Source organism: Streptomyces sp. NPDC058665 (genome assembly GCF_042714995.1).
In the GTDB taxonomy this organism is placed as follows: Bacteria; Actinomycetota; Actinomycetes; order Streptomycetales; family Streptomycetaceae; genus Streptomyces.
In genome coordinates, this window is the sequence record NZ_JBHXRX010000053.1 from 33,913 (window position 1) to 59,425 (window position 25,513).

General features: G+C 69.9%; 18 protein-coding genes. 1 reads left to right on the forward strand and 17 read right to left on the reverse strand.

The features are described from left to right. Positions 1 to 2 precede the first annotated feature (2 nt). The 17 genes from ACFWV8_RS28540 to ACFWV8_RS28620 form a co-directional block, all read right to left on the reverse strand. Positions 3 to 851, reverse strand: coding sequence for a TatD family hydrolase (locus ACFWV8_RS28540; RefSeq protein ID WP_384209859.1), 849 nt, complete (start codon positions 849 to 851; stop codon positions 3 to 5). After that, the gene (locus ACFWV8_RS28545; protein ID WP_384209862.1) at positions 851 to 1,456 is read right to left on the reverse strand and encodes an EboA domain-containing protein; all 606 of its coding nucleotides are present in this window, start codon (positions 1,454 to 1,456) and stop codon (positions 851 to 853) included. Before ACFWV8_RS28545 ends, ACFWV8_RS28540 begins: the two co-directional genes overlap by 1 nt. Further along, positions 1,453 to 2,298 (reverse strand): sugar phosphate isomerase/epimerase family protein, encoded by an 846-nt coding sequence (locus ACFWV8_RS28550; protein WP_384209870.1) that lies wholly within the window; start codon positions 2,296 to 2,298, stop codon positions 1,453 to 1,455. Before ACFWV8_RS28550 ends, ACFWV8_RS28545 begins: the two co-directional genes overlap by 4 nt. Beyond that, a complete protein-coding gene (locus ACFWV8_RS28555) occupies positions 2,295 to 3,836 on the reverse strand; it encodes a UbiA family prenyltransferase (protein WP_384209875.1) in 1,542 nt (513 codons plus the stop codon). Before ACFWV8_RS28555 ends, ACFWV8_RS28550 begins: the two co-directional genes overlap by 4 nt. Continuing rightward, the gene (locus tag ACFWV8_RS28560; RefSeq protein WP_384209880.1) at positions 3,833 to 4,960 is read right to left on the reverse strand and encodes an inositol-3-phosphate synthase; all 1,128 of its coding nucleotides are present in this window, start codon (positions 4,958 to 4,960) and stop codon (positions 3,833 to 3,835) included. Before ACFWV8_RS28560 ends, ACFWV8_RS28555 begins: the two co-directional genes overlap by 4 nt. 130 nt (positions 4,961 to 5,090) lie before the next feature. Further along, positions 5,091 to 8,768 (reverse strand): ThuA domain-containing protein, encoded by a 3,678-nt coding sequence (locus ACFWV8_RS28565; protein ID WP_384209886.1) that lies wholly within the window; start codon positions 8,766 to 8,768, stop codon positions 5,091 to 5,093. Positions 8,769 to 9,042: 274 nt separating this feature from the next. After that, positions 9,043 to 12,867, reverse strand: a complete 3,825-nt coding sequence (locus tag ACFWV8_RS28570) for a ThuA domain-containing protein (protein WP_384209946.1) — start codon at positions 12,865 to 12,867, stop codon at positions 9,043 to 9,045. Positions 12,868 to 13,257: 390 nt separating this feature from the next. After that, positions 13,258 to 14,262: a sugar phosphate isomerase/epimerase family protein gene (locus tag ACFWV8_RS28575; protein ID WP_329379206.1), complete on the reverse strand. Its 1,005-nt coding sequence runs from the start codon at positions 14,260 to 14,262 to the stop codon at positions 13,258 to 13,260. 12 nt (positions 14,263 to 14,274) lie between these two features. Beyond that, complete coding sequence (locus tag ACFWV8_RS28580; RefSeq protein ID WP_384209894.1) at positions 14,275 to 15,501, reverse strand: Gfo/Idh/MocA family protein; 1,227 nt, start codon at positions 15,499 to 15,501, stop codon at positions 14,275 to 14,277. A gap of 55 nt (positions 15,502 to 15,556) precedes the next feature. Beyond that, entirely contained in the window at positions 15,557 to 16,591 is a 1,035-nt protein-coding gene (locus ACFWV8_RS28585; RefSeq protein WP_329379210.1) for a substrate-binding domain-containing protein, read from the reverse strand. Positions 16,592 to 16,670: 79 nt separating this feature from the next. Next, positions 16,671 to 17,741, reverse strand: coding sequence for an ABC transporter permease (locus ACFWV8_RS28590; RefSeq protein ID WP_329379212.1), 1,071 nt, complete (start codon positions 17,739 to 17,741; stop codon positions 16,671 to 16,673). Next, positions 17,738 to 19,270, reverse strand: a complete 1,533-nt coding sequence (locus ACFWV8_RS28595; RefSeq protein WP_384209906.1) for a sugar ABC transporter ATP-binding protein — start codon at positions 19,268 to 19,270, stop codon at positions 17,738 to 17,740. The genes ACFWV8_RS28590 and ACFWV8_RS28595 overlap by 4 nt, the downstream gene beginning before the upstream one ends. Positions 19,271 to 19,524: 254 nt before the next feature. Beyond that, on the reverse strand, positions 19,525 to 20,706 hold the full coding sequence (locus ACFWV8_RS28600; protein ID WP_329379216.1) for an ROK family transcriptional regulator: 1,182 nt from the start codon (positions 20,704 to 20,706) through the stop codon (positions 19,525 to 19,527). Positions 20,707 to 20,967: 261 nt separating this feature from the next. Beyond that, entirely contained in the window at positions 20,968 to 21,651 is a 684-nt protein-coding gene (locus ACFWV8_RS28605) for a GntR family transcriptional regulator (RefSeq protein ID WP_329379218.1), read from the reverse strand. 92 nt (positions 21,652 to 21,743) lie between these two features. Next, positions 21,744 to 22,691: a beta-ketoacyl-ACP synthase III gene (locus ACFWV8_RS28610; protein ID WP_384209923.1), complete on the reverse strand. Its 948-nt coding sequence runs from the start codon at positions 22,689 to 22,691 to the stop codon at positions 21,744 to 21,746. Positions 22,692 to 22,825: 134 nt separating this feature from the next. Continuing rightward, entirely contained in the window at positions 22,826 to 22,972 is a 147-nt protein-coding gene (locus ACFWV8_RS28615) for a hypothetical protein (protein ID WP_329379222.1), read from the reverse strand. Next, positions 22,935 to 24,311: an OFA family MFS transporter gene (locus ACFWV8_RS28620; RefSeq protein WP_329379224.1), complete on the reverse strand. Its 1,377-nt coding sequence runs from the start codon at positions 24,309 to 24,311 to the stop codon at positions 22,935 to 22,937. Before ACFWV8_RS28620 ends, ACFWV8_RS28615 begins: the two co-directional genes overlap by 38 nt. 193 nt (positions 24,312 to 24,504) lie before the next feature. Between ACFWV8_RS28620 and ACFWV8_RS28625 the strand changes: the two genes are divergently transcribed. Beyond that, positions 24,505 to 25,476, forward strand: a complete 972-nt coding sequence (locus ACFWV8_RS28625; RefSeq protein ID WP_384209935.1) for a 2-dehydropantoate 2-reductase — start codon at positions 24,505 to 24,507, stop codon at positions 25,474 to 25,476. The last annotated feature ends 37 nt before the right edge of the window (positions 25,477 to 25,513 follow it).

Below are 25,513 nucleotides of genomic sequence, written 5' to 3' on the forward strand. Positions count from 1 at the left end.
GCTCACTCACCGCCGCGGAGGATGGAGTTCCCCTCGTGGAGGGCTTCCGGCGCGGGGACGTCGAGCTGGAGTCTGCCGCTGAGGCCGTAGAACGCGACGGGGTTGCGCCACAGCACCTTGTCGACGTCGTCGTCGGAGAAGCCGGCGGCGAGCATCGCGTCGCCGACCTTCCGGGTCTTGAGCGGGTCGCTCTTGCCCCAGTCGGCGGCGGAGTTGACGAGGACCCGGTCCGTGCCGTGGTTGCGCAGGACGGAGACCATCCGGTCCTCGTCCATCTTGGTGTCGGGGTAGATGGAGAAGCCGAGCCAACTGCCGCTGTCCGCCGCGTCCTTGACGGTCGTCTCGTTGAGATGGTCGAGCAGCACATGCTCGGGGTCGAGGTTCGACTCGCGTACGACGTCGATGGTGCGGCGCAGCCCGGCCAGCTTGTCGCGGTGCGGGGTGTGGACCATCGCGGGCAGCGCGTACTCGGCGGCGAGCTGGAGCTGGGCGGCGAGCGCGACGTCCTCGGCGGGGGTCATGGAGTCGTAGCCGATCTCGCCGACGGCGACGACGCCGTCCTTGACGAGATAGCGCGGCAGCTCCTCCAGGACGGGTGTGCAGCGCGGGTCGTTCGCCTCTTTGGGGTTGAGGGCGAGCGTGCAGTGGTGCGCGATGCCGTACTGCGCGGCGCGGAAGGGCTCCCAGCCGAGCAGCGCGTCGAAGTGGTCGAAGAAGCTGGCGGGCGAGGTACGGGGCTGGCCGAGCCAGAAGGACGGCTCGACGAGCGCACGGACTCCGGAGGCGTACATGGCCTGGTAGTCGTCCGTGGTGCGGGAGGTCATGTGGATGTGGGGGTCGAAGATGCGCATCAGGACTCCTCGCCGGTCATGATCAGTACGCGGTGCAGGTCGGCGGGTACCGACCGGCCCGCCGCGGTGCGCTCGGACGCGTAGTCGGCGAGCATCCGGGCGAGTTCGGCGTCGCCGTGGGCGCGGCGCTCCAAGTCGGCGACCGCGGCGACGGGCACGCCGGTGAAGAGGCACTTCAGTACGGCGTGCCGCCAGGCGTGCGGGTCGAGATGGCCGGCGGCGTACGGGCCGACGGCCGCCTCGACGAGTCTGGTGTCGTTGGTGCGCAGGGCGTCCTCGACGAGCGGCAGGGCCTCGGGTCCTGGCACGAGGTCGGGCAGCGCGAGGAGTACGGCGCGGCGCTCGGCGGCGGCGCCCTGCTGGTAGAGCCGGGTCAGGGTGCCGACGTCCGCTCCGGCGCGGCGCAGCAGGAGGGTGCGGACGTCGTCGGCGTTTTCCTGGCCGCAGTGACGGCCGGCGGCGGCGAAGCGGAGTTCCCATCGGGGGACGGCAACGTTGTCGGGCTTCTCGGCCGCCTCTGCCGCTTCCGCCGCTTCGGCGAGTGCCTGGTCCAGCCAGGCGACGGCCTTCGCGTCGAGCCGGCCGTCGATCTCCTGACGGTTCATACCGATGCTCCCTTCGAGCGCAGGAAGTCCAGGGAGGTACGGGCCATTTCGGGGCCGGCGTGCGAGTGGCGGGGCAACTCCACGACGGTCAGGCCCTGGTAGCCGGTGGCGTCGAGCGCGGCCAGCACGGGCGGGAAGTCGATCTCGCCGTCCCCGAACGGCAGATGCTCGTGCACGCCGCGCCGCATGTCCTCGATCTGTACGTGCCGCAGCCAGGGGCCCGCGTCCCGGACGCAGTCGGCGGGCGACGCCGCCTCCAGGCACTGGCAGTGGCCGATGTCGAGTGTCAGGCCGAGGGGTTCGGGGTCGCCGAGGAGCGTTCTGAGGCGGTGGAAGCCGGCGATGTCGGCGAGGAGATGGCCGGGTTCGGGCTCGATGGCGACGGGGACGCCGGCGGTCCTCGCGGCGTCGACGACCGGGGTGATCGACTCCTCCAGCCGCTTCCAGGCGGTGTCGGTGTCGGTGCCCTCGGGTGTGATGCCGCTGAAGCAGTGCACGGCGTGCGCGCCGAGGTCGGCGGCGACCTGGACGGCGGTGACGAGCAGATCGGTGCGGGCGGCGCGGCCCTCGGGGTCGGCGTCGAGCAGGGTGGGCCCGTGCTTGCGGCGCGGGTCGAGCACGTAGCGGGCACCGGTCTCGACGGTGACATCGAGACCGAGCTCGGTGAGCCGGGCGGCCACCTTGGCGGTGCGGGCGGCGAGTTCGGGGGCGAGCGGGTCGAGATGCATATGGTCGAGGGTCAGTCCGACCCCGTCGTACCCGAGGTCGGCGAGCAGCCCGAGCGCGTCGTCCAGACGCAGATCGGTGAGCCCGTTGGTGCCGTATCCGTAGCGGATGGTCATGTCACACTCACCTTTCTCGCGAACTTCCGCGCCAGCGGCACGAGTCCCATGACGACGAGCCCGATCGCCGGCGACCCGCCGCGCGCCGCGAGCGCGGCCTGGAACGGGATCATGGCCCGGATCCCGCCGCCGACGGCGCGCTGGGTGAGCTGCGGCGACGGATTGAGCGCGGCGTGCAGGAAGGGCCGCCCGGCGGTCACCGCGTACGCGGCGGCGAGCCCGGCGGTGACGAGGGCCGCGACGCCGACGTCCTGCGGGCGCCCGACAACTCCGCCGAGCACCCCGGTGAGGGCGAGCGCGGCGAGGGGAGCCCCAACGGCCCCGCCGTACACCTCACTTCGCGAGACGCCGGTGACGGCGACGGTGTGCGCGCCGAGGAGGGCGGCGGGAAGCAGGGCCCGCCGGGGCACGGCGTGGGGCCACCCGCCGCTCCTGGCCGAACCGCCCGGCGGCGCGGGGTAACGGGCCGTCGAAGCAGCAGCTTCCAGCACCGGACCGGGACCCGAGCCGGCGTACTTGCCCGCCGGGGCGCTGCCCAGCGTCGAATTACGGCCCTGAGAGGCCGAACCGCCCGGCGGGCCAGGGAAGCGGGCCGACGAGGCCGCTGCCTCGACCACCGGACGGGCCTGACCCGCCGAGCCATCGGCCCAGGCCGACAAACGCGCCAGCACACCCCGCTCGGCGGGCAGCTCCGGGAAACGGGCCGTCGAAGCGGCGGCCTCCACCGCCGGACGGGGACCCGAACCCGCGAGCTTGCCCGCCAGGGCGCCAACCGGCGTTGCCGCACGGCCTTGACCCGCCGAGGTGCGCGCCGTCGACGCGGCGGCCTCGACCGCCGGACGGGGAGCCGACCCCGCGAGGGCGCCCGCCGGGAGGCCCCGGGGGGCCGAACCGCCCGCGTGGCCGGACGGCGAGGTCCGGACGGAGCCGGTCGCCCAGGCCGACAGACGTGACAGCACGCCCCGCCGAGGGGCCGCCGATGCGGTGAGCCTGCTCGGCGAAGCCGCCACCGGGGTCCGGTCGGAGCCGGGCTTCGAGACGCGCGGTGTCGGGGTCCGGCGAGACGCCGAGGCCGTCGCCGTCGCCGTCGCCGTCGCCGTCGCCGTCGCGCCCAGCAGTACGTCCAGCGCGCGAGCCGCGCCCATCGCCGCCGGGCCCGCCGCCGTGTGTTTCAGGCGGAGGTCGTACGCCCACACCGTCGCCGCCAGCGCCGTCGTCAGCGCCAGGGACGGCCGGCCCGCGCGGGAGGCCAGGAGGAGGCCCGTGGCCGTCAGGCCGCCCGCCGCCGCCAGTGCCGCGTTCGGGGTGATCCGGCCCGAGGGGATCGGGCGGTGCGGGCGCTCCACGGCGTCCTCGTCACGGTCCGCCCAGTCGTTGAGCGCCATCCCCGCCTCGTACATGCACAGGGACGCGCCGACGGCCAGCGCGGTGCCGCGGTTGGGCCGCACCCCCGCGGACGCCGCGCCGGCCAGGGCGTCGCCCGGGACCGTGAACAGCGCCGACACCCGCAGGAGTTCGGCCCAGGCGCGCAAGGTCACTTGCTCTCCTTCAGGCGCTCGGCGAAGGAGAGGAGCGCGTCGAACTGTTCGGCCAGCGCGGCGGGCCCGCCGTCCGGGTCCTTGAAGTAGAAGCCCAGCTCCGGCAGCGGCCCGCTCAGTCCGGCCTCGTGCGCGCGGGAGACCAGCCGGGCCAGGTCCAGTACGAGCGGCGCGGCGAGCGCCGAGTCGCAGCCCTGCCAGATGGTCTGGAGGATCATGCGGGAGCCGAGGAACCCGTCGAAGGCGATGTGGTCCCACGCCGTCTTCCACTCGCCGAGCGCGGGCACGTCGTCGATGTGCACCTCGCCCTCGGGCGCGGTGCCGAGCGTGTCGGCGAGGACCCGCTCCTTGCCCGCGTTCTTGGCGGCGGCAGCCGCCGGGTCGGCCAGCGCCGCTCCGTCCCCGCCGCCCAGCAGGTTGGTGCCCGACCAGGCCCTGACATCGAGGGCACGCTGGACGAACATCGGGGCGAGCACGGAACGGAGCAGCGTCTGGCCTGTCTTGCCGTCACGGCCCGCGTGGGGAAGTCCACTGGCCTCGACGGCGTCCGCGAGGGCCGCGCTCCGCAGCCCGGTCGACGGAGTGAAGTTCACATACGAGCAGCCCGCCCTGAGCGCGGCGGCGGCGTAGAGGGAGCTGGCCGGCATCCGCGGGTCGTCCGCGGCGGGCTCGGGCTCCGTGGAGGAGACGTTGACGACGACGGCGCGCGCGACGCCGGTGCGCCGGACGAAGGAGATGATGTCGTCGGCGAACGCGGCGATCAGTTCGTCGTCGTCGCGGGTGTCGCCGGGCATCGGCCCGCCGATGCGTATCTCCGCGTCGGCCGCCTCCAGTTCGGCGGCGATCGTGTTGGGCAGGCCGTGCGGCAGGACTCCCGCCGCGGTGAGCGCCTCGGCCCGCTTGGGCAGGGGGCAGCTCGCGGTGTCGTGGCCGCCGAAGACGAGCGACGACAGGGCGGGGAGGCCCGACTCCGCGAAGGGCGGGGTCTCGGCGACCATGCCGGTCGCGGGGTGGAGCCCGGCGGTGACCGCCGCGCATCCCGCGACAGCTGTCGTCGCGACGGAGCCGCGTGCTCCGACGAACCAGACTCCGGTACGTCCTGCAGTCGAATCGTTGGTGGTCACGGGCTGCCTCCTGCCGGGTGGGTGGGTTGGTGGACGGCGGGCGGGGGGTACGGCGCCTCCCCGCCCGCCGCCGGCTGGCGGCCGGCCTCCTGGACTGGGCCAGGAGGCCGGGTGGTCCTCCTGGTTGGTGCTAGGAGGCCAGTTCCTTCAGCTGGATGTTGCGGAACGCGACCTGATCGTCGGCACCGTGGTTCTGGATGCCGATGTAGCCGTCCTTCAGGCTGCGCGCCGGATCGGTGTTGGTGAAGTCGTTGATCTTGACTCCGTTGAGGATGACCTGGACCCGTTCACCCTGGACCTTGATCTCGTAGCTGTTCCACTGGCCCGGAGGCCGCAGAACCTGGTCCCTGGCCTTGATGTTGGCCGACTTGAAGGTGTAGATCGCACCGGTGGTGCGGTCCGCCGCGTCCGTGGCGTCGATCTGGATCTCGTATCCGTTGTTGACGGCCGACCAGGGGTCGTCGGAGGCCGGGAAGCCGATGAAGACACCTGAGTTGTCGTCCCCGTCCATCTTCCAGTCCATCTTCAGCGAGTACGAGCCGAGCTGCTTGGCCTGGTACCAGAGCATGCCCATGCCGCCCTCGGTGTGCAGTTCGCCGCCACCGATGTTGAACTTGCCCGGACCGGCCTGCTTCCACCCTTCCAGGGTCTTGCCGTTGAAGATGCTGCGGTAGCCGGTGTTCGGCTTGCAGTTGGCCTTCACCTGGCCGGCCGCGTAGCGCAGACCGCCCAGCAGGTGCTCACGGAAGGCCGGGTCGGCGTACGACTCCTTGGTGTGGCCGCCTCCGGTGTAGAAGGACCGGCCGCCCTCGTACGTCTGGCACCAGGCGATCGGGTGGTCGCCCTTCATGGTGCCGCCCTGGTAGGTGGTCTCGTCCAGGGTGGCGAGGACACGCACGTTGGAGCGCGGGTTGTCGCGGTAGTTGTACCACTCGTCCGTGCGCTGCCACTCGTCGTCCAGGTGGGCGGTGGCCGGGTGGGCCTTGTCCTCGACCCGGACGGTGGCCTGCTGGATCTGCGGGTGACCGGAGAAGTAGGCACCGACGAGCTTGCCGTAGTAGGCCCAGTCGTACTCGGTGTCCGACGCGGCGTGGACGCCCATGTAGGCACCGCCGGTGGAGATGTAGTACTCGAAGGCCTTCTGCTGCTCGGGGTTGAGGACGTCACCGGTGGTGGAGAGGAAGACCACCGCGTCGTACCGGGCGAGGTTGTTCGTGGTGAACTGCGCCCCGGTCTCGGTGGAGTCGACCGTGATGTTGCTGGTTTTGCCCAGCTCCTTCAGGGCCGCTGTGCCGGCCTCGATGGAGTCGTGACGGAACCCGGCGGTCTTGGAGAAGACGAGGACCCGCTTCTCGGTGCGGCCGGCCGCCTGGTCGCTGATCTCGAAGTCGTCGACGTCGTAGAGCGCGCCCTCGCCGCCCTTGAAGACGAGGAACAGCTCCGTGGTGGCCTTCGGCACCGAGCGCAGCGGTACGTCGATGTCCTGGAAGGTGTCCCAGCTGCCGGTCACCGGAATCGGCGCGGAGCCGAGGAGCTTGCCGGTGGCGGAGCCCGTACGCACTTCGAGGAATCCGCCCGCGCCGCCGGAGGAGATCCGGGCGGTGAGGGTCTTGGACCCGGTCAGGTTGTACGGCTTGAAGGAGATCCAGTCGTCGTTGCTGATGTCGCCGACGGTCTTGCCGCCGTTGGCCGACGCCTTGTCGAAGGTGTTGACGCCCGACGAGTTGGTGAAGTGCTCGGCCTGCCGGTGGCGGGGCTGGAGCTGCACCTGGTCGTGCGTGGTGAGCGCGGCCTGGCCGCCGCCTCCGCCGTCGGTGTACTCGGCGTCGATGACACCGAAGATGTCGGCGTTCGGGTCGTGCTCGCCGTCGGCCGGGGCGGTGATGGTGCCTTCGCAGCCCTTGGCCGAGGTGATCGGGTGGCCGTGGCTGTCGTGGCCGAGGATGTAGTTGACGGTGACCTTGTCACAGTCGATCGGGCCGTCCTCGGGGTCGGTGACGGTGACCTTGAAGGGCAGCTTGTCGCCGAACTTGAAGAGGGCGCCGTCGGCGGGCACGGTGAGCGTCACCTTGGGCGCGGTGTTGCCGACGACCACGCGTACGGACGCGCTGCCGGTGTGACCCTTGGGGTCGGTGGCGGTCAGCGTCGCGGTGTAGGTGCCGTTCTTCTTGTAGACGTGGCTGGGGTTGGGCTCGGTGGACTTGCCGCCGTCGCCGAAGTCCCAGGCGTAGGTGATCTCGTCACCGTCCGCGTCCGTGGTGCCCGCGGAGGAGAAGTTCGCCCGCAGCGGCGCCACACCCGACGTCCTGTTGGAGGCGGCCACGGCGACCGGTGCCCGGCCGTCGGCGATGTTCTCGATGCGGTAGACCGCCGAGTTCTCGTCGCCGCCGAACCAGGAGCGGCCGTAGTCGAGGACGTAGAGCGCGCCGTCGGGGCCGAACTCCATGTCCATGACCTGGGTGCCGGTCCACGGGAAGTCGTGGATGCCGGTGACGGTGCCGTCCGCGTCCTTCTCGATGCGCTTGATCCACTCGCGCCCGAACTCGCCGGCGAAGAAGTCGCCGTCGTACTCCTCGGGGAACTTCGCCGCGGACTCCAGCTCCGGGTCGAAGTTGTAGACCGGGCCGCCCATCGGGGACTCGGAGCCGTCGCCGAACTCCGGGACGCTGTTCCCGTTGTACGGGATCCAGGCGGCCTGGGCGGGCGGCAGGTCGGTGAGACCGGTGTTGTGCGGCGACTCGTTCTTCGGCGCCGCGCAGTCGAAGGCGGGCCCCGAGGTGCCGGTCGCGAAGTCGTAGTCGCGGTAGGCGTCGTTGTCGCCGGTGCAGAAGGGCCAGCCGAAGTTGCCGGCCTCGGTCATCCGAGCGAACTCGACCTGGCCGGCCGGGCCACGGGTCTCGGAAGCCGCGCCCGCGTCGGGGCCGTACTCACCGACGTAGACGATGCCGGTCTTCTGGTCGACGTTGATCCGGAACGGGTTGCGGAAACCCATGCCGTAGATCTCGGGGCGGGTCTTCGCGGTGCCGGGGGCGAAGAGGTTGCCCTCGGGGACGGTGTACGAACCGTCCTCGGCGACCTTGATCCGCAGGACCTTGCCGCGCAGGTCGTTGGTGTTGCCGGAGGAACGCCGGGCGTCGAAGGCCGGGTTGCGGTTGGAGCGTTCGTCGATCGGCGTGTAGCCGTCGGAGGCGAAGGGGTTGGTGTCGTCACCCGTCGACAGGTAGAGGTTGCCGTCGGCGTCGAAGGCGATGTCACCGCCGACGTGGCAGCAGAGACCGCGGTTGGTCTCGATGTCGAGGACCTTCTTCTCGCTGGCCTTGTCGAGGGTGCCGTCCTCGTTCAGCGTGAAGCGGGAGAGCCGGTTGTACCCGTCGAAGGGGGCGAAGTCGGCAGCCGTGCCCGTCTCGGGTGCGTCACCGGCGGGGGTGTCGAGCACCGGGGAGTAGTAGAGGTAGATCGCCCGGTTCTCCGCGAAGTCGGGGTCGATACCGACGCCTTGGAGACCTTCCTCGTCGTGCGTGTACACGTCGAGCTTGCCCGCGACCTTGGTGGCGCCGGCCGCGTCGGTGATACGCAGCGTTCCGTCGCGCGAGGTGTGCAGGACCTGACGGTCCGGCAGGACGGCCAGCGACATCGGCTCGCCGACCTCGTCGGCGCCCTTGGCGAGGGCGACCTGCTGGAAGGTGCCGTCCGCGGGATGGGGATCGTCCGGGTGGGCGGCGGCCGGTACGGCGGAGATGGTGCCGGCGATGAGGGCACCGGCCACGAGCGCGAGGAGGGATCTGGATCTATGACGTCTTCTGGGCACGAAAGTCCTCCGAGGGTGGGGCTGTTCGTACGTGCGGGTGCCGGGAGGACGCGTGGCGCCTCCCGACGTGTGCCTGAGGTACGTCCTGTGCCAGCAACGTGTCCCCTACATCTCGCTGGACGTTAGCCCGGTTGGTCCGCGCCGGAAAGACCTTGCGCAGCAATTGGGTTGAACTTTTTCCCAGTTGAGGACAAAGGCAGAAATGGCAGGCCGGACGGCCCGGCGATGGTTGCTGACCACCGCCGGGCACGTCCCTGTCACCTCACCGTGACGCCTACGTAGGGCCCTCCTTGAGCTGGATGTTCCGATACGAGACCTGGTCGTCGGCGCCGTGGTTCTGCAGGCCGATGTAGCCGTCCTTCAGACTCCGGGCCGGGTCGGTGTTGGTGAAGTCGTTGATCGCGACCCCGTTGAGGAACACCTGGAGGCGCTCCCCTTCGACCCTGAGTTCGTAGCTGTTCCACTCGCCAGGCGGCTTCAGCGCCTTGTCCCTGGCCTCGATGTCGGCGGCCTGGAATCCGTACACCGATCCCGTGGTGCGGTCGTCGGCGTCGGTGGCGTCGATCTGGACCTCGTAGCCGTTGTTCACGGCCGAGTTGACGTCGTCGGAGGCCGGGAAGCCCACGAAGACACCGGAGTTGTCGTCGCCGGCCATCTTCCAGTCGAGCTTGAGCGAGTACGAGGACAGTTCCTTCGCCTCGTACCAGAGCAGGCCCATGCCGCCATCGGAGCGCAGTTCACCGTCGACGATGTCGAACTTGCCTGGACCGGCCTGCTTCCAGCCGTCCAGCGTCTCGCCGTCGAAGATGGGCGTGTATCCGGGGTCCGGGTCGGAGCCGACCGGCGTGCAGTCGGCCTCGACCTGTCCGGTGGCGTACTTCAGACCGCCGAGCAGATGGTCACGGAAGGCCGGTTCGGCGTACGACTCCTTGGTGTGGCCGCCCCCGGTGTAGAAGGACCGGCCGCCGTCGTACGTCTGGCACCAGGCGATCGGGTGATCGCCGCCCATGTTCCCGCCCTCGTAGCTCGACTCGTCCAGCGAGGCGAGCACCCGGGCCTGTTCACGGGGATTGGTGCGGTAGTTGTACCACTCGTCCGTACGGTCCCAGGTGTCCTCCAGATGGGCCGTGGCCGGGTGCTCGTGGTCCTCCACCTTCACGGTGGCGGGCTGGATCGCCGGGTGGGAGTCGAAGTAGGCCCCCACCAGGCCTCCGTAGAATTCCCAGTCGTACTCGGTGTCGGCGGCGGCGTGGATACCCAGATAGCCGCCGCCTCCGGCGACGTACTCCTCGAACGCCGTCTGCTGCTCGGCGTTCAGTACGTCACCGGTGGTGGACAGGAACGCCACCGCGTCGTAGTTCGCGAGGTTCCCCGCCGTGAACGCGCCCGCGTCCTCCGTGGACTCGACCGCGATGTCGGTGGACTCCCCCAGCTCCTTCAGGGCCGCTGTACCGGCCTCGATGGAGTCATGACGGAACCCCGCGGTCTTGGAGAAGACCAGGACACGCTCGCCCGCCTCGGCGGGTGCGTCCCCGGTGATCTCGAAGTCGTCCACGTCGAAGAGGTCGCCATCGCCGCCCTTGAAGCTCAGGACGAGATCGGTCGTCCCCGCCGGGGCGCCGCTGAGCGGTACCTCGACGTCCTCGAAGGTGGTCCAGCCGCCGGTGACGGGCACCTCGGCAGTGCCGAGGACGTCCCCGTCGGCCGCGCCCGCGCGCACCTCCAGGGTGCCGCCGGCGCCGCCGGACGAGACCCGCGCGGTGAGCTTGGCCGCGCCCGCCAGCTGGTACGGCTCGAAGGAGATCCAGTCGCCGTCCGAGATGCCGCCGACGGTCTTGCCGCCGTTGGCTCCCTCGCGATCGGTGACGGTGGTGCCCGACGAGTCGTTGGCGTGCTCCGCCTGACGGTGCCTCGGCTGGATCTCGGACTGGCCGTGACCGGTGAGCGCGGCCTGGCCGCCGCCCCCGCCGTCGGTGTACTCGGCGTCGATCACTCCGAATATGTTCGCGTTGGGATCGTGTTCGGCGTCGGCGGGCGCCGTGATGGTGCCCTCGCAGCCGGTCTTCGAGGTGATCGGGTGACCGTGGCTGTCGTGGCCGAGGATGTAGCGGACGGTGACCTTGGAGCAGTCGATGTCCTCCCCGTCCTCGGGATCGGTCACGGTGACCTTGAACGGCAGCTCGTCGCCGAACTCGAACAGCGTGCCCGGCGCGGGCAGTTCCAGCTTCACCGTGGGTGCGGTGTTGCCGACGACGACCTGCACGGACGCGGTGCCGGTGAGCCCGCCGGGGTCCTTCGCGGTGACGGTCGCCGAGTAGGTGCCGTTCTCCTCGAAGGTGTGGGTCGGGTTCGGGTCGGTGGAGGTGCCCCCGTCGCCGAAGTCCCAGGCGTACGTGAGCTCGTCACCGTCCGCGTCCTCGGTGCCCTCCGACGAGAAGGCCACCTCCAGCGGGCCGGTGCCCGAGGTCTTGTCCGCCGCGGCCACCGCGACCGGTGCGTAGCCCTCGGTGGCGTTCTCGATGCGGTAGAGCGCCGAGTTCGCGTCGCCGCCGAAGTAGCCGGTGCCGTAGTCGAGGACGTAGAGCGCGCCGTCGGGGCCGAACTCCTGGTCCATGACCTGGGTGCCGGCCCAGGGGAAGTCGTTGATCGAGTTGACGGTGCCGTCGGCACCCTGGTCGATGCGCTTGATCCACTTGCGGCCGAACTCGCCGGCGAAGAAGTTCCCGTCGTACTCCTCGGGGAACTTGACCGGGGAGTCGAGGTCCGCGTCGTAGTTGTAGACGGGACCGCCCATCGGGGACTCGGAGCCGTCGCCGAACTCCGGGACGCTGTTCCCGTCGTACGGGATCCAGGCGGCCTGCGACGGCGGGAGCTCGGTCAGCCCCGTGTTGTGCGGCGAGTCGTTCTTGGGTGCCGCGCAGTCGAAGGCCTCGCCCGAGGTGTTGGTGGCGAAGTCGTAGTCCTTGAAGGGCTCGTTGTCGCCGGTGCAGTACGGCCAGCCGAAGTTGCCCGCCTCGGTGACGCGGGCGAACTCGACCTGGCCGGCCGGGCCGCGGTCCGGGTCGGCCGCGCCGGCGTCGGGACCGTAGTCGCCGACGTAGACGACGCCCGTCTCCTTGTCGACGGAGATCCGGAACGGGTTGCGGAAGCCCATGGCGTAGATCTCGGGCTTCGTCTTCTCCGTACCGGGGGCGAAGAGATTGCCCTCGGGGACGGTGTACGAGCCGTCGTCCGCGACCTTGATACGCAGCACCTTGCCGCGCAGGTCGTTGGAGTTGCCGGCCGAACGGCGGGCGTCGAACGCGGGGTTGCGGTTCGGCCGGTCGTCGATCGGGCTGTAGCCGTCGGAGGCGAACGGGTTGGTGTCGTCGCCGGTCGACAGATACAGGTTGCCGTCCGCGTCGAAGGCGATGTCACCGCCGACATGGCAGCAGGTGCCACGCGAGGCGGGGACGTCGATGACCTTCTTCTCGCTCGCCTTGTCGAGGGTTCCGTCCTCGTTCAGCGTGAACCGCGAGAGCCGGTTGACCCCGTCGAAGGGGGCGAAGTCGGCGGCCGTGCCCGTCTCGGGCGCGTCGCCCGTGGGGGTGTCGAGCTTGGGCGCGTAGTAGAGGTAGATCGCCCGGTTCTGGGCGAAGCCGGGGTCGACCCCGACTCCTTGCAGACCTTCCTCGTCATGGCTGTAGACGTCGAGGGTGCCGGACACCTTGGTGGTGCCGCCCTCGTCGGTGATTCGGAGTGTGCCGTCGCGTGAGGTGTGCAGGACCTGACGGTCCGGCAGGACCGCGAGGGTCATGGGCTCGCCTGCTTCTTCGGCGCCCTTGGCCAGGGTCACCTGCTGAAACGTGGGGGCGGCGGCCTGTCTTCCAGGGTCGGCGGCGGTGGCCGGAACGGCGCTGAGGGTCGACCCCGCGAGCAGGGCGCCGGTCAGAGCTGCGAGAAATGTTCGGCCTCTGGGACGTCGTTGACTGTGCACGAGAGTCCTCCGGAAATGCCTGTCGTACGTGCGGGTCCGAGGGGACAGCCAGCGCGAGCGCTGCGCTCGCCTCGGGTGGGGGGATGGGGGGGAGTGCTCGTCCAAGCACCCGTGTTCCCGCATCTGTTGCTCTCGGTCTGCTGTCTCGCCGGAGCGCGCCGTCGCACCGGAGATCAACATGTCCTGTACATCTCAGTGACCGTAACCCTGTTCGTCCAAGACGGAAAGCCCTTGCGCAGCGGGGAAGTTCAACTTTTTCCCGCCTCAGGACAAAGCGTTTCCGGGCATGCCTGACGGCCCGGCGGTGGAAGGTTCACCGCCGGGCCGTAGGCCGTGTCTTCGAAGTCCCGCCTGGCCGCGGCGCCTGGCACGGCACCTCGCCGCGTTGTCGGAGTCGTGCGAGTACGCCCAGTACGAGCACGATCCTCCGCCTTGCGATGCACCGCACCAGACGCCGCGGGCCCCGCCTTGCAGGCGGACGGCGCTACTTCGAAGACACGGCCTACCGGCCTGCTATTCGCCGCCGCCGAAGGCCGCGTCGAAGGACGCGGTCGGCCGGTCGAAGTCGAACCGCTTCAGATCGGCGAGCGCCTCGGGGGCGCCGGCGAGCCGGTCCATACCGGCGTCCTCCCACTCCACCGAGATCGGGCCCTCGTAGTTGATCGCCCCCAGCATGCGGAAGACGTCCTCCCACGGCACGTCGCCGTGCCCGGCCGAGACGAAGTCCCAGCCGCGCCGCGGGTCGCCCCAGGGCAGGTGCGAGCCGAGCCTGCCGTTGCGGCCGTCGAGACGCTTGCGCGCCTCCTTGCAGTCGACGTGGTAGATCCGGTCCCGGAAGTCGTAGAGGAATCCGGTCGGGTCCAGGTCCTGCCAGACGAAATGGCTCGGGTCGAAGTTCAGCCCGAACGCGGGCCGGTGGTCGACCGCTTCCAGCGCCTGCTTCGTGGTCCAGTAGTCGTACGCGATCTCGCCCGGGTGCACCTCGTGGGCGAAGCGCACACCCTCGGTGTCGAAGACGTCGAGGATCGGGTTCCACCGCTCCGCGAAGTCGTCGTAGCCGCGCTCGATCATGGTGGGCGGCACCGGCGGGAACATCGCCAGCAGATGCCAGATGGACGAACCGGTGAAGCCGATGACCGTGTTGACACCGAAGGCGGCGGCGGCCCGCGCGGTGTCCTTGATCTCGGCCGCGGCCCTCTGGCGTACGCCTTCGGCCTCCCCGTCGCCCCAGATCCGGGCCGGCAGGATGTTCTGGTGGCGCTCGTCGATGATGCTGTCGCAGACCGCCTGGCCGACCAAGTGGTTGGAGATCGCCCAGCACTTGAGGCCGTACTTGTCGAGCAGCTGGTGGCGGCTCTCCAGATAGCCGGGGTCGGTGAGCGCCTTGTCGACCTCGAAGTGGTCGCCCCAGCAGGCCAGTTCCAGTCCGTCGTAACCGAAGTCACGGGCGAGCCGGCAGACCTCTTCCAGTGGCAGATCGGCCCACTGGCCGGTGAACAGCGTGAACGGGCGTGGCATACGGACCTTCTCTCAGGACTCGGTTCCGGACGGGGCCGGCACGGGTGTGTAGATGGCGTTCTTCTCCGCGCTGTCCTCCACGGCGGCGAGGACCCGCTGCACCTGGAGGCCGTCGGCGAAGGAGGGCGCGGGATCGGTTCCGGCGGCGATCGCCTCGACCAGATCCTTCGCCTGGTGCACGAAGGTGTGCTCGTAGCCGAGCCCGTGGCCCGGCGGCCACCAGGCATCCAGATAGGGGTGCTCGGACTCGGTGACCAGGATCCGCCGGAATCCCGCGCTGACCGCGGGCTCCGACTGGTCGTGGAACGACAGCTCGTTGAGGCGCTCCAGATCGAAGGCGAGCGAGCCGTGCTCGCCGTTGATCTCCAGCCGCAGCGCGTTCTTGCGTCCCGCCGCCATCCGGGTGGCCTCGAAGGAGGCCAGTGCCCCCGAGGCGAGCCGCCCGGTGAACAGCGCGGCGTCGTCCACGGTGACCGGGCCGAGCTCGGCGCCGCCGGACGCCGAGAGACCGGCCGACGCTCCGGAGAGCAGCGGCCTCTCCCGTACGAACGTCTCGGTCATCGCCGAGACCCCGACCAGCGGCTCCCCCGCGAGGAACTGTGCGAGGTCCACGATGTGCGCGCCCAGGTCGCCGAGCGCCCCCGACCCCGCGTGCTCACGCTTGAGCCGCCAGGTGAGGGGGAACTCGGCGTCGACCAGCCAGTCCTGGAGGTAGGTGACCCGCACATGCCGGAGCGCGCCGAGCCTGCCCTCCTCGATCAGCTTGCGGGCGTACGCGATGGCGGGCACCCGCCGGTAGTTGAAGCCCACCATGGCCAACTGCCCGCGGGACCGAGCCTCTTCGGCGGCCCGGACCATGGCCTCGGCCTCGGCGACCGAGTTGGCCAGCGGCTTCTCGCACAGGACGTGCTTGCCCGCCTCCAGCGCGGCGATGGCGATCTCCGCGTGGCTGTCCCCCGGCGTACAGATGTCGACCAGCTGCACGTCGTCACGCGCGATGAGGTCCCGCCAGTCGGTCTCGGCGGCGGCCCAGCCGAGTTTGTCGGCCGCCTTGGCGACGGCCGCCTCGTCCCGCCCGCAGATGGCGGCGAGTTCCGGCCGCATCGGCAGATCGAAGACATGTCCCGCCGTGCGCCAGCCCTGCGAGTGGGCGGCACCCATGAACGAGTATCCGATCATGCCGATACCGAGTGGCGGCGGTGCGCCGGCTTCCTTCTCCGACGCTTCCCTGCTGGTCATAAGGGAGTACTCCTCGTCTTCTCGCGCGTGTGGGGGTCAGGCCGGGCGGAGCCGGTCAGCTGAATCCCTGGGGCAGGTACTCGTCGATGTTGGTCTTGTCGACGACCGCAGAGAACAGGGTGACCTGGGCCGGGATCTCCAGACCGGCCAGACCGCTGACGCCCTTGCCCTGGCCCAGCGCACGGGCGAGGTCGATCGCCGACGACGCCATGATCGGCGGGTACAGCACGGTCGCCTTCAGGACACTGTTGTCGGCCTTGATGGCGTCCATCGCCGCCTTGGCGCCGGCGCCGCCGACCATCAGGAAGCCGTCACGGCCGGCCTGGTCGATCGCGCGCAGCGCGCCGACACCCTGGTCGTCGTCGTGGTTCCAGAGGGCGTCGAACTTGGACTGCGCCTGGAGCAGCTGGGCCATCTTGGCCTGGCCGGACTCGACGGTGAAGTCGGCCGCCTGGCGGGCGACCTTCTTGATGTTCGGGTAGTTCTTGAGCGCGTCGTCGAAGCCCTTGGTGCGCTGCTGGGTCAGCTCCAGGCTGTCGGGGCCCGAGAGTTCGATGACGGTGGCGTTCGCCTTGTCCTTCAGCTTCTCGCCGATGTAGTTGCCGGCGTTGACGCCCATGCCGTAGTTGTCACCGCCGACGTAGCAGCGGAACGCCTGCGGGTCGGCGAAGATACGGTCCAGGTTGATGACGGGGATGCCCGCGCGCATCGCCTTGAGACCGGCCTGGGTCAGGGCCTTGCCGTCGGCCGGCAGGATCACCAGGACGTCGACCTTCTTGTTGATCAGGGCGTCGATCTGGCCGATCTGGGCGGCCGTGTCGTTCGAGCCCTCGGTGATGTCGAGCGTGACGTCCGAGTACTTCTTCGCCTGCGAACGGGCGTTGTCGTTGATGGCGTTCAGCCAGCCGTGGTCGGCCTGGGGGCCCGCGAAGCCGATGGTGACCGGCTTGCCGGGCTTGTCGTCGGCCGCCGGCTCATTGTTCGCCGCGGGCTCGTCGTCCTTCTCGTTGCTGGTGCAGGCGGTGAGGAAGGCACCTGCGGAAATCGCGGCGGTGCCGAACAGGAGTCCTCTGCGGCTCGTTTCTGGCATGGCGGTTCGTCCCCTTCAGGAGAGCGGATGGAGCGGTGCGTAGGAAGCGGTACGAGGCTGGGCCCCGGGGGTAACGAGGTCAGGCCTCGCCGTGGCGCGCCGTGCGGCGCTGGACCAGTACGGCGGCGACGATGATCGCGCCCTTGGCGATCTGCTGGACGTCGCTCTGCAGGTTGTTGAGGGCGAAGATGTTGGTGATGGTGGTGAAGATCAGGACACCGAGCACGGAGCCGACGATCGTCCCGCGGCCACCGCTGAGCAGGGTGCCGCCGATGATCGCCGCCGCGATGGCGTCGAGTTCGTAGAGGTTTCCGTTCGTGTTCTGGCCTGAGCCGGAGAGCACGATCAGCATGAAGGCCGCGATACCGCAGCAGAGCCCGGAGAACAGGTACAGATACAGCCGCTGCCTGCGGACGTCGATACCGGCGAGCCGGGTCGCCTCCGCGTTGCCGCCGACCGCGATGGTGCGGCGGCCGAAGGTCGTACGGTTCAGCAGCAGCCAGCCGACCACGGTCACCAGCGCGAAGATGATGACGAGCGGCGGGATCCCGAGGATGTACGAGTCACGGGCGCCGAGGTCGAGCACCGACTTCAGGGTGACGATCTGCGTGTTGCCGTCGGTGATCTGGAGCGCCAGACCACGGGCGGACGCCATGATCGCGAGGGTGGCGATGAACGGGGCCATGCCGCCGTACGCGATCAGTACTCCGTTGACCAGACCACAGGCCAGACCCACGAAGATCGCGGTGAACAGGATGCCGGCGAAGCCGTACTCCTGGGTCGCCACGGTCGTCGCCCACACCGAGGCCAGGGCGACGATCGCGCCCACCGACAGGTCGATGCCGCCGCTGGTGATGACGAACGTCATGCCGACGGTGACGACACCGATGATCGACGCCTGGGTGAGTACCAGCTGGAGGTTGCTGGTGTCCAGGAACTGTTCGGGCTTGGTGATACCGCCGACGACTATCAGGGCGGCGAGCACGCCGAGCAGCGAGAGCGTACGGAAATCGAGACGCAGCCCGAGCGCCGGGCCCTTGGACCCTCCCGGGGTCTTTCCGGCGGGCTTGGTCAGCGGCACGGGTGCGGCGTCGGCGGCGGGTGCGGCCTCGGGCCCGCCCTGCTGCGCCTCAGAGGCAGGCTGTTTCATGGCGTCGGGCTCCCTTCCATCACAAGGTCGAGTACACGGTGCTCGTCCAGCTCCTGGGCCGGTGACGTGTGGACGACACGGCCCTCCCGGAGCACCAGCACCCGGTCGGCGAGGCCAAGGACCTCGGGGACCTCGCTGGAGACGAGAAGTACGGCGAGGCCTTCGTCGGCCAGGCGGCGGATCACGGCGTAGAGCTCGGCGCGCGCGCCGACGTCCACACCGCGGGTGGGTTCGTCGAGAAGCAGGACCCGGCAGCCGCGCAGCAGCCAGCGGGCCAGGACCGCCTTCTGCTGGTTGCCGCCGGACAGGGTGCGGATGACCGCGTCCGGGTTGTCGGGGCGCAGGGAGAGCTCCTGGGTCGCGGCCCTGGCGGCCTTGCGCTCCCCGGAGCTGTCGAGCCAGCCGCCCTTGGAGAACCGGGACAGCGACGACACCGACACATTGCGGGTGACCGACTCGATGAGCAGCAGGGCCTGGGCCTTGCGCTCCTCGGGGGCGAGGCCCAGTCCGGCGCGTACGGCGGCGCGGACGCTGCCGGGCTTGAGCTCCTGGCCGTCGACCAGCACCCGGCCGGCCGTGGGCTTGCGGGCGCCGAAGATGGTCTCCAGGATCTCGGAGCGTCCGGAGCCGACGAGTCCCGCGAGGCCGACGATCTCGCCGGGCCGCAGTTCGAGGTCGACCGGTTCGAACTCGCCCTCCCTGGTGAGTCCTTCGGTCCGCAGCACGGGCTCGCCCCGCGGGGCGTCGGCAACCGCGGGCCGGTCGGGGAAGACGTACGCGACCTCCCGGCCGGTCATCAGGGAGACGACCTCGCTGGTCGGGGTCTCCTTCGCGGGCAGACCCACGGCCACGGTGCGGCCGTCCTTGATGACGGTCACCCGGTCGCCGATCCGGCGGATCTCCTCCAGGCGGTGGGAGATGTAGATGACGGCGACACCGTCGGCGGTGAGCGTGTCGACGATACGGAAGAGGTTGTCGACCTCGTCCGGGTCGAGCGCCGCCGACGGCTCGTCCATCACGATCAGGCGCACGTCGTGGGAGAGCGCGCGGGCCATGGAGACGATCTGCTGGTGGGCGGCGGAGAGTTCACCGACCTGCCGGCCCGCGGGGATCTCGGGGTGGCCGAGCCGCGCGAGCAGCGCGGTGGCTGCGGTCCTGGCCTCGCCGCCCTTGACGATGAAACCGGCGGAGGTCGGCTCATGTCCGAGGAAGATGTTCTCGGCGACCGACAGGCCCTCGACGAGGTCGAGTTCCTGGTAGATGGTCGCGATGCCGAGCTTCATCGCCGCGATGGGTGACTTGAGCTGGACCTCTTCGCCGCGCCAGGTGATGACACCGTCGTCGGGCTGGTGCGCGCCGGCGAGCACCTTGATGAGTGTGGACTTGCCGGCCCCGTTCTGGCCGAGCAGACAGTGGACTTCGCCTGCCTGGACCTCCAGGTCCACGCCGTCCAGGGCGCGGACGCCCGGGAACAGCTTGGTGATGCCGGACATGGTGAGCAGGTGGCCTTCGGGTGGTGCTGGTGCCATGGCGTATCCCCTCGGCGGATGCGGCCGGTGAGCGGGCTTGCGGGCGTGCGGAACAGGGCGGTGCGAGGTGCGGTGGTGCGGCTCAGTGCGGTGGAGCGGCTCGGTGCTGTGGTGCGGCTCGGTGCGGGTGATGCGCGTGGCGCCGGGAGCTGGGTGACGCCGTGACCGGTGATGCTTTTGTTATGTCTTTTGCTGTTATTTCGGTTGTGCGGATGAAGCGTGTGCCGTACGGCCCGGCGCCGGGGGTACCGGTGTCAGGCCGGGGAGAAGAGGTGGTCGCTGATGAGGCGGGCAGCTCCGGTGACTCCGGCGGTCGGTCCCAACTCCCCCAGCACGATGGGGAGATTGCCGGTGGCCAGCGGGAGCGACTGGCGGTAGACCTGGGTGCGGACGCTGGCCAGCAGGGTGTGGCCGAGGCCGGTCACCCCGCCGCCGATCACGACGAGGCCCGGGTTGAAGAAGCTGACGAGTCCGGCGATGACCTGGCCGACCCGGTTGCCGCCCTCGCGGATGAGGTAGAGGGCGGTGGGGTCGCCTGCCGCGGCGGCCACGGCGACGTCGGCGGCGGTGAGTCGGCCTGCCGCTTCGAGGCGCGCGGCGAGTTCGGCGGAACGGCCCGTACGGGCGGCGTCCTCGGCGTCCCTGGCCAGCGCGGCACCGCTGAAGTGGGCTTCCAGGCAACCCCTGTTGCCGCAGACGCAGGCGCGCCCGTCGGGCTCGACCCGGATATGGCCGATGTCGCCCGCGCTGCCGGTGGTGCCCCGGTAGACCTCGCCGCCGACCACGATGCCGCAGCCGATACCGGTGCCGATCTTGACGCAGAGGAAGTCGCCCACGGAGCGTGCGACGCCCGCGTGCTGCTCGCCCATCGCCATCAGGTTCACGTCGTTGTCGACCATGACGGGGCAGCCCAGATCCTGGCTGAGCGCCTCGCGTACGGGAAAACCGTCCCAGCCGGGCATGATCGGCGGCGCGACCGGTACACCTTCGGGGAAGCGGACCGGGCCGGGAACGCCGATGCCGGCGCCGTCGTACCCGTCGGCGAGGCCCGAAGCCTTGAGCTTGGCGGCCATCGCGAGCACCTGCTCGAAGACGGCGACCGGGCCCTCACGGACGTCCATGGGGTGGTTGACATGCCCGAGCACTTCGAGTTCGGCGTTGGTGACGGCGACGTCGATGGACGTGGCGCCGATGTCCACCCCGAGGAAGCGGAGGGCGGGCGCGAGCCGGATGTTGTGGGAACGGCGGCCACCGCGCGACGCGGCGAGTCCGTCCGCGACGACAAGTCCGGTCTCCAGCAGCCGGTCGACCTCCACGGCGAGCTTGGAGCGGGAGAGGTCGACCTGGTCACCGAGCTGGGCGCGGGAGTTGGGCCCACCGTCACGCAAGAGCCGGAGCAGTCGCGCCTGATGAGCGTTCGCGGGTCGTGCGGTCATACGTCTCACGCGCCCCTCCCCGCCTCTCGGCTCTGTGATGCGTCGCTACGTCGGTTTCGTTTCGACGGGCTTTCGAGGGGAACGTAGCAGCGCTTTCCCCGAGTGGGAAGAAGTTGAGCATGAATCGCTCCTAACTTTCTCCACAGTCAGGACAAAGGCGTTTCGCGGCGGCCACCTCGGCATCTGTCGCCGGGCATACGAAAGGCGCCTCCGCGACCGGCCGGAGGCGCCTTGCTCTTCAACTGCACACGTGCGAATCGGTCAGACCTGGGTGTCCCCGCGGTGGTGGTACGTGGAACGCGTCTGCTCCGTGTGGGCGCGCATGACCTCCGTCGCCGCCCGCTCGTCGCGTGCGGAGATCGCCGCGATCAGGGCCCGGTGCTCGATCCAGGACTGCTTGCCGCGCTGGCGCGCCACCGGCGTGTAGTACCAGCGCACCCGGCGGTCCACCTGCGCCGCGAGCTCCGCCAGCACGACGTTCCCCGCCAGCTCCATCACCTTCGCGTGGAACGCCGCGTTCGTCGCGACCGTGAGGTCCACGTCGTCGTCGGCCACCGACTGCTCACCCTTGGCGCAGAGCGCCTCAAGCGCCGCGATGCCGGCCGAGCCGGAATTCGCGGCCGCAAGCCTTGCCGCCTCGGCCTCCAGGAGCGTACGCACCGAGAGCAGCTGGTCCGCCTCCGCCTCGGTCGGCTCATGGACGAACGCTCCCTGGGCAGGCCGGAGATCGACCCACCCCTCGGTGTTCAGCCGCTGGAGCGCCTCGCGTACGGGCTGCCGGGAGACGCCGAGATGACCGGCGAGTTCGCTCTCCACCAGATGCTGTCCCGGCCGCAGTTGGCGGACAGTGATCAGCTCCAGCAGGGCCTCGTAGACGCGCTCGCGCAGCGGTCCGGGTCGTTCGAGTTTGGGCACTGAGCCCTGCGGCAGTCCTGCGGACAACATGCGGTCCCCCTCCTGGCTGATCTACGGCAAAGTCCCCGGCAAAAGACGGCAACGATTGGCTATCGTCTACAGTCTACCGAGAACCGTAGCGCTCAGGGGCAGCGGATGACCTGGCCGGCGTAAGAGAGATTTCCGCCAAACCCGAACAGGAGCGCCGGAGCGCCGGATTCCACCTCGCCGCGCTCGACCAGTTTGGACAGCGCCATGGGGATGGACGCGGCCGAGGTGTTGCCGGAGTCCACGACGTCGCGCGCGACGACCGCGTTGACCGCGCCGATCTTCTGGGCGACGGGTTCGATGATCCGCAGGTTGGCCTGGTGCAGTACGACGGCGGCCAGGTCCTCGGGGGCGATGCCCGCGCGCTCGCACACCTTCCGCGCGATCGGCGGGAGTTGGGTGGTGGCCCAGCGGTAGACCGACTGGCCCTCCTGGGCGAAGCGGGGCGGGGTGCCCTCGATCCGTACGGCGTTGCCCATCTCGGGGACCGAGCCCCACAGCACCGGGCCGATGCCCGGCTCCTCGCCCGGCTTGACCGCCTCGACGACCGCGGCACCCGCGCCGTCGCCGAGCAGGACGCAGGTGGAGCGGTCGGTCCAGTCGGCGACGTCGGCCATCTTGTCCGCGCCGATGACCAGCGCGCGGGTCGCCGCCCCGGCCCGTACGGTGTGGTCGGCGGTGGCCAGCGCGTGGGTGAAGCCGGCGCAGACCACGTTGAGGTCCATCACGGCAGGTGAGCCCATGGCGAGCCGGGCGGCGACGCGGGCGGCCATGTTCGGCGACCGGTCGATCGCCGTGGACGTGGCGACCAGGACGAGGTCGATGTCCGTGGGCATGAGGCCGGCCGCGGCGAGCGCCTTGGCGGCGGCGTGCGCCGCCAACTCGTCCACGGGCTCGTCGGGCCCGGCCACATGCCTCGTTCTGATGCCGACGCGGCTCCTGATCCACTCATCACTGGTGTCGACCATGCCCGCCAGGTCGTCGTTGGTGAGCACCTGGGCGGGCTGGTAGTGCCCGAGCGCGGCGATACGAGTGCCGGTCATGCCCGGGACCTCCTTTTCGGTCGACGTCAGGAGATTCCCAGTCTCGTCAGCGACTCACGAGTAAGGGGGCAGCCGACCCAACAGGATTCTTTGCTTCCTCTTGGAGACTCCGGATCATCCGGCGCCGTCCCAAGTCAGCCCGTGAAGAGCTGGGTGGCCTTGCGGACGAGTTCGTACAGACCGTACGCGAGTGGGACACCCACCCAGAGCCAGGCGAAGACGATCAGCGCGGTTCGCCGGGACTCAGGCACTGCGCTCCCGCTCTCCGGTGCTGTGGTCATCGGCGGCCTCCTTCGGTTCTGCCGGCTCCGTGCCGGTGGTGTTCTCCGGCCGGTGGTGGCGCGGGTGTACGGGGCGGACCAGTTCGTTCGCCACGAAACCGACGACGAGCAGCCCGATCATGATGGTCAGCGAGAGCCCGTACAGTCCGGGCCCGCTCTTGCCCGCCTCCTCCTGGCTGTCGGCCACCCGGTTGACGATGAGCGGGCCGAGGACGCCGGCCGCGGACCAGGCGGTGAGCAGCCGTCCGTGGATCGCGCCCACCTGGTAGGTGCCGAACAGGTCCTTGAGATAGGCGGGGACGGTGGCGAAGCCGCCTCCGTAGAAGGAGAGGATCACCAGCGCGCAGATGATGAAGAGCGGCTTCGAGGAGTCGCCGAACTGCGCGATCAGCAGATACATCAGGGCGCCGACGCCCAGATAGACGCGGTAGGTGTTCTTGCGGCCGATCACGTCGGAGGTGGACGACCAGCCGATGCGCCCGGCCATGTTGGCCGCCGACAGCAGGGCGACGAAACCGGCCGCTGCCGAGACGGAGACCGGCGTGCCGGTGTCGGCGAAGAAGTCCGTGATCATCGGCGCGGCCTTCTCCAGGATGCCGATGCCCGCGGTGACGTTCATACAGAGGACGATCCACAGCAGCCAGAACTGCGGTGTGCGGACGGCGGACTTGGCGGAGACCTGGGCGGTGGTTATCAGGGCCGACGCGGGCGCGGGCGCCGCCTTCGGCGCCGCGTCGGGGCGTGGCACACGGATCAGCAGGACACCGAGCAGCATGAACACCGCGTAGACCAGGCCGTGTACGAGGAAGGCCTTGGCGATGCCGTCGCTGCTGGAGCCGAACGACTCCAGCATCTGCGCGGACCACGGCGACGCGATGAGCGCGCCGCCGCCGAAGCCCATGATGGCGATGCCGGTCGCCATCCCCGGCCGGTCGGGGAACCACTTGATCAGTGTCGAGACGGGTGAGATGTAGCCGATGCCGAGTCCGATGCCGCCGACGAAGCCGTAGCCGAAGACGATCAGCCAGAACTGTTCGGTCGCGGCGCCGAGCGCGGAGAGCAGGAAGCCGGACGAGAAGCAGATGAGGGCGACGGTCATCGCCCAGCGTGGGCCGTTGCGTTCGACGAGGGTGCCGCCGAAGGCGGCGGAGAGGCCGAGCATCACGATGCCCAGCTGGAAGGGCAGGGCGCTCTGGGTGCCTGAGAGGTCGAGAGCGGATTCCAGCGGCGGCTTGAACACGCTCCAGGCGTAGGCCTGACCGATCGAGAGGTGCACCGAGAGCGCGGCGGGGGGTACCAGCCAGCGGCTCCAGCCGACCGGGGCGAGTGGTGGGGTCATGGTCGCGAACTCTAGGAACCGTTCCCACCGTTTGGGAAGATCTTTTACCTGTTCCAGGTCGACCGTATGCCGACGACAGAAGTCTTGTCGGCAGTTATTCCATACTGTAGACAATATATCGTCGGCAACATGTGTCTCTTCGCTGATTCCCACGCTTCTCTCAACACCCTCAAAGCGAACGGAGAGCCCCACGGTGAAAGTCGCAGTCGTCGGCGCCGGTGCGATCGGCGCCTATGTCGGTGCCGCGCTGGATCGCGCAGGCGCCGAAGTCCATCTCATCGCCCGTGGACCGCACTTGGCGGCCATGAGGCAGCACGGAGTCCGGGTGTTCAGTCCGCGCGGTGATTGGACCGCGCGGGTGCACGCCACCGACGACCCGGCCGACATCGGGCCGGTCGACCATGTGTTCCTGGGCCTCAAGGCGAATTCGTACGCGGCGTGCGGGCCGCTCATCGCGCCTCTGCTCCAGGACCACACGGCGGTCATCGCCGCGCAGAACGGCATCCCCTGGTGGTACTTCCACCGGCACGGCGGCCCGCACGACGGCCGCCGTATCGAGAGCGTCGACCCCGGCGGCTCCGTCAGCGCGGTCCTGCCGCCGGAGCGCGCCATCGGCTGTGTGGTCTACGCGGCGACGGAGCTGGAAGGGCCCGGAGTCGTACGCCACTTGGAAGGCACCCGGTTCTCCATCGGGGAGCCGGACCGGTCGCTCTCGCCGCGCACCAAGGAGTTCAGCGAGGCCATGCGGGCGGGCGGGCTCAAATGTCCGGTCGAGGCCGAACTCCGTAACGAAATCTGGATCAAGCTCCTCGGCAACATCTCCTTCAACCCCATCAGCGCGCTGACCCGCGCCACGATGCGGGAGATGTGCCTGCACCGCAGCACACGCGAGGTCATCCAGCTGATGATGACCGAGACGCTCCGGGTCGCCGAGGCACTCGGCTGCCACCCCGACATCTCCGTCGAACGCCGGCTGGCCGGCGCGGAACGGGTCGGGGACCACCGGACCTCCACGCTCCAGGACCTGGAGAAGGGGAAGCCGATGGAGCTCGACGTGCTGCTCGCGGCGGTCGTCGAACTCGCCGCGATGTGCGACATCGAGGTACCGACGCTCCGCACGGTCGACGCCATCTCGGACCTGCTGGCGCGGGGCGTGGCCGCTTAGCCGCGCGACCGGAGCGTTCAGCGGGGGAGTGCTGGGT